Origin of the sequence: Propionivibrio sp. (assembly GCF_016790145.1) — a bacterium.
Classification (GTDB): domain Bacteria; phylum Pseudomonadota; class Gammaproteobacteria; order Burkholderiales; family Rhodocyclaceae; genus Propionivibrio.
This window is the reverse complement of sequence record NZ_JAEUOI010000214.1, coordinates 1-4,494: the sequence shown is the minus strand read 5'-3', so window position 1 is coordinate 4,494 and position 4,494 is coordinate 1. Positions and strand designations below refer to the sequence as shown.

The following is a 4,494-nucleotide window of genomic DNA, read 5'->3' as shown; positions in this document are numbered from 1 at the left end:
GGTTCAGCAAGGAAGCTTCTTCGGTAATGGTTCCGCTATCAGACAAGATGCAAAACGCATCCATCTGCAGCTTGATGTAGTCAAAAAATCCAAATGGCTTAAGGAACCTGATTTTCGCATCCATACCCTCAACACCCAGTTTTTCCAGACGTTGTCGAGTACGCGGGTGTGTTGAAACGATCACCGGCTTATCGTAGGCCTTGACCAGTGCCTGCAGGGTATCCAGTAGATCCTGGAGATTTTCGGGTGAGTCGACGTTCTCTTCGCGATGCGCGCTAACCAGGAAATAACCTCCGGGATTCAGCGAAAGCTTCTCAAGTGCGCCAGATTTCTCGATCTGCGGCATGAAGTAGCCAAGGACTTCCTGCATGTGCGAACCGGACTTGATGATTCGGTCAGGGGGAATTCCTTCTGCGATCAGGTATCGGCGAGCATGCTCCGTGAGCACAATGTTAATGTCGCTGAGGTGATCCAGCACCTTGCGGTTGAGCTCTTCCGGAACGCGCTGATCAAAACATCGATTGCCGGCTTCCATATGAAAAACGGGTATTTTTCTGCGTTTAGCTGAAATCACCGAGAGGCAGGAATTCGTATCACCATAAAGGAGAACGGCATCCGGCTTCTCGACCTCCATCACTTCATCGGCCTTTTCAATAACACGCGCTATGGTCTGGGCGGCATTCGCTCCTACTGCGCCCAGAAAATAGTCTGGCTTGCGGATCCCTAATTCATCGAAAAAGACCTGATTGAGTTCATAGTCAAAGTTTTGACCCGTGTGAACCAGGACATGATCGGTATGCTCATCAAATTCGGCGATGACGCGCGACATCTTGATCAGTTCAGGCCGTGTGCCGACGATGGTCAGGACCTTAAGCATTCAATTGCTCCTGAATGAAGTCGAGTTCGCGCAGCAAATTCTTGACCCCTTCTACATCCAGCCTAATGGTATTGTGAGACGTATAGTCGTCGAGTGAAGCAATAATGGTTTCGCCTTCAACAAAATATTTCGCGTAGTTGAGGTCACGGTTGTCCGCAGGAATTCGGTAGTACTGCCCCATATCCTCAGCCTTGGCCATTTCTTCTCGTGAGACGAGCGATTCATACAGCTTTTCACCATGTCGAGTCCCGATCACACGAATATCATTCTCCAGATTGAAAAGTTCTTTCAAGGATTGTGCCAGAACATCAACGGTTGAGGCCGGCGCCTTCTGGACGAATATATCACCCTGGCGACCATGCTCAAAAGCGTAAAGAACCAGATCCACGGAATCTTCGAGCGACATCAGGAAGCGTGTCATCAATGGATCCGTGATCGTCAGCGGCTTTCCTTCCTTCAATTGCTTCACAAACAGCGGAATCACTGAACCGCGAGAGGCCATGACATTTCCGTAGCGCGTAGCGCACAAGACCGTCTCTCCTTCGTTTCGCATCCTGGATTTTGCGACCATGAGCTTCTCCATCATGGCCTTGGAAAGCCCCATGGCATTGATTGGATAGACCGCTTTATCCGTACTCAGAACAACAACACGCTCTACTCCATTCGCAACGGCCGCATTCATCACATTTTCAGCACCCAATACATTGGTACGAACGGCCTCCATCGGATAAAACTCGCAAGAAGGCACCTGCTTGAGAGCGGCCGCATGGAAAACGTAATCGACCCCTTGCATGGCTTCGTGAATACTGCTGTATTCCCTTACATCGCCGATATAAAACTTGAGTTTGGGATGATTCAGGGCGATTCGCATGTCCTCCTGCTTTTTCTCATCGCGACTGAAAATCCGGATTTCCCGCACCTCAGTCTCCAGGAAACGTTTAAGAACTGCATTGCCAAACGAACCTGTTCCGCCCGTAATCATCAAGGTTTTATCGACAAACATTTTATGAACACCTTCCTGACTATTTGAATTCAAACATGCGCTGCACTAGAACAGGCCATTCTGGTGGCTCATAACCTGTCGCCTTCTTGAAATGGTCTGCATTCAATGAACGATTGATGACCGGTTCATCCGATTGAACGATTTCAATATCCTTGCCATAGATTCTGGCAATCAGTTTCAATAATTCGAATTTCGATATCGGCTTGGCTGCTACGTGATACAACCCATGGAGATGGGATTGAGGCAAAACGTGGTCGCACACCACTCGAGCCAGTTCAACAGTAGGAAGGCCGGAGAAAACAACTCGAGAAAAACCTTTAACAGCCCCTTGTTGCGCGAGAAACCACCCCACCAGGCTCCTTTGCCCTGCCAACTCATGACCAACTATGGAAGTTCGCATGGTAATCGCGTTCGAATAATCAACCTCTCCCAATAGTTTGGAACGTCCATACAGATCGTAAGCATCAGGAAAATCCGACTCCAGATAATTCCCCTTTGCGCCGGAAAATACACAATCGGTACTAATGTGCACAAGACGAGCCTTGGTAATCTGACATAGTGCTGCCAATCGATGTGGCAGCAAGGTATTGATTGGGACTGCTTGCAAGGGATCATTAGACTCAGCCAGTTGCTTGACCAGACCGACGCAGTTGATTACTACATCGGGCAGAATAGATGCAAACAGCTTCACCAGGGAATCGTGATTTTCGACATCGACACCAACAATAATCTGACTGGACAGATTATGTGAAAAATACCGCCGGTAGTTCTCGTTGCGCGCTGTCCCGTAAGCAATCAAGCCCGATTCTGCCGACAGAACGCGAAACATTGCATTTCCCAGCATACCTGTGGCGCCAAGAACCAGGATTCTCATCACTTCACTCCACCATTTCCGATTTTGACAAATTACATGGCTTAATTTACATGCGGGCTCGGCACTCATACCTTTGAGGCGTTGCCTACTAAATTCAAGGGAATCCTGGAAACAGGATCGATTCAGCCAGAAAAGTTTACAACGAGTTGCACAGATTGATGCCTTAACAGCCATTCACCAAGCAAAGAAACTGCTTGTTGTTGATCATACGCAAGAGAATGTCATGCACGTGATCCGAAATCGCGCACTCGCGTCCGTCCTCCCTCAACCTGATGGGTGAGTTGCCGGATAAACTTGATTTGGGGATCAGTCATGCACATCGATTTTGAATCCCGATAAATTTCGTCACGCCCTAAATCTCTCGCACCCGATAAAAACTGGCAAATTTCGGACGCTCGCGGCTGGTCAATTCGCGATAACGGAAGGTGATGACCGTGCCGATGGGCGGCGGATTGCGCCGCTCGGCTTCGCTCAGGCCGGTGCCCAGCATGAACTCGACACCGTCTGCGCTGCGCACGCGCAGGGCGCCGAGCATGCCGGCATATTTGCCCTTGCCCGGCTGGTGGCCTATCACCGTAGCCTCGGCGTCATGCCACAGCTTCATTTTGAGCAGAACGTCGCTGCGTCCCGTAGTGTACAGCGCGTCGGCACGATGCAGCATCAGGCCCTCGCCACCGAGTTTGAGGATTTCGTCGAGCTTGTTCTCAAGCGCTTTACGGCTGGTCATTTCATATTGCTCGACTACCTGCAACCAGGGCACGCCCGCACCCGCAATCAGCGTACGCATGACCTGCGCCCGCTGGCGAAAGGTTCCGGGCGCCTGCGGCAACTCGAAGACCCGATAGCGTACCTGGCGCCACTCATCGTCGTCCGGCACTTGCCGGCGCACGGTGCCAGACAGCCGCTCGAACTGCCCGCGCCCTAACCACAGTTCGCCGTCCAGCGCCTGGGTCGGGAAATTCTCGATAAACCATGCCGGCGCTTTGATGACATTGCCATTGCGTGTACGCAGAACCTGACCATCCCAGAAGGCACGGACGCCATCGAGCTTTTCACTGACCAGGTAAAGAGCAACATCGGCCTGCCCGTGCTCGGTTTCGGCCAGTAACAGGGGCAAGGGTTCGGCTGCAGGAAGTGGCATTGTTATCGTGGCCATGGAGGCCAGCAGCAGCGCTTGAAACATGGGATTCAAGCGCAGCATAAAACCCTGGATTTTTTTGCTATTACCCAAGAATCTCAGCCAGCATCCGTTCAACGCCGACCTGCCAATCCGGCATTACCAGGCCAAAGGCCGCCTGCAACTTACCGGTATCCAGCCGCGAGTTGAGCGGCCTTTGTGCGGGAGTCGGGTAGGCGCTGGTACGGATGGCCTCTACGGCCTCCGGCATCACCCGTATCGGTCGCCCGGCCTGTCGGGCATGCTCAATGACGAATCGTGCATAAGCGTGCCAGCTCGTCTCGCCACCCGCCGCCAGATGGTAAACCCCGGCGAGTTGGGGGCGGCGCTTTAATGTGCGCACCGCGTGTGCCGTCACATCGGCCAATAGCTCGGCGCCGGTCGGGGCTCCGATCTGATCGCTGATGACCTTGAGCTGATCTCGCTCTTGCGCCAGACGAAGCATGGTCTTGGCGAAATTCGCACCACGCGCCGCATAGACCCAACTGGTGCGCAAGATCAAATGTTTTTCACAGCGAGCGACGGCCAGCTCGCCGTCAAGCTTGGTTTTCCCATAAACGCTG

Annotated in this window: 5 protein-coding genes; all 5 read right to left on the bottom strand. The window is 52.3% G+C overall.

Annotated elements, in window-relative coordinates; genetic code table 11:
• Window positions 1–877 (bottom strand): UDP-N-acetyl glucosamine 2-epimerase (locus JNM42_RS17365; protein WP_294273167.1); only part of this gene is annotated, 877 nt, incomplete at its 3' end.
• Window positions 870–1,880, bottom strand: a complete 1,011-nt coding sequence (locus JNM42_RS17360) for a polysaccharide biosynthesis protein (protein ID WP_294273164.1) — start codon at window positions 1,878–1,880, stop codon at window positions 870–872. The genes JNM42_RS17365 and JNM42_RS17360, both read right to left, overlap by 8 nt.
• A gap of 19 nt (window positions 1,881–1,899) precedes the next feature.
• Entirely contained in the window at window positions 1,900–2,754 is an 855-nt protein-coding gene (locus JNM42_RS17355) for an SDR family oxidoreductase (protein ID WP_294273163.1), read from the bottom strand.
• A gap of 352 nt (window positions 2,755–3,106) precedes the next feature.
• Window positions 3,107–3,937, bottom strand: coding sequence for a DNA ligase (locus JNM42_RS17350; protein WP_294273161.1), 831 nt, complete (start codon window positions 3,935–3,937; stop codon window positions 3,107–3,109).
• A gap of 40 nt (window positions 3,938–3,977) precedes the next feature.
• The coding region (locus JNM42_RS17345) for a sugar nucleotide-binding protein (protein WP_294273159.1) at window positions 3,978–4,494 on the bottom strand (517 nt) is incomplete at its 5' end.

Bases quoted from the DNA above. Each gene is read 5' to 3' on its own strand.
- JNM42_RS17360 (WP_294273164.1), bottom strand. From the start codon at position 1,880: ATGTTTGTCGATAAAACCTTGATGATTACGGGCGGAACAGGTTCGTTT.
- JNM42_RS17350 (WP_294273161.1), bottom strand. From the start codon at position 3,937: ATGTTTCAAGCGCTGCTGCTGGCCTCCATGGCCACGATAACAATGCCA.
- JNM42_RS17355 (WP_294273163.1), bottom strand. From the start codon at position 2,754: ATGAGAATCCTGGTTCTTGGCGCCACAGGTATGCTGGGAAATGCAATG.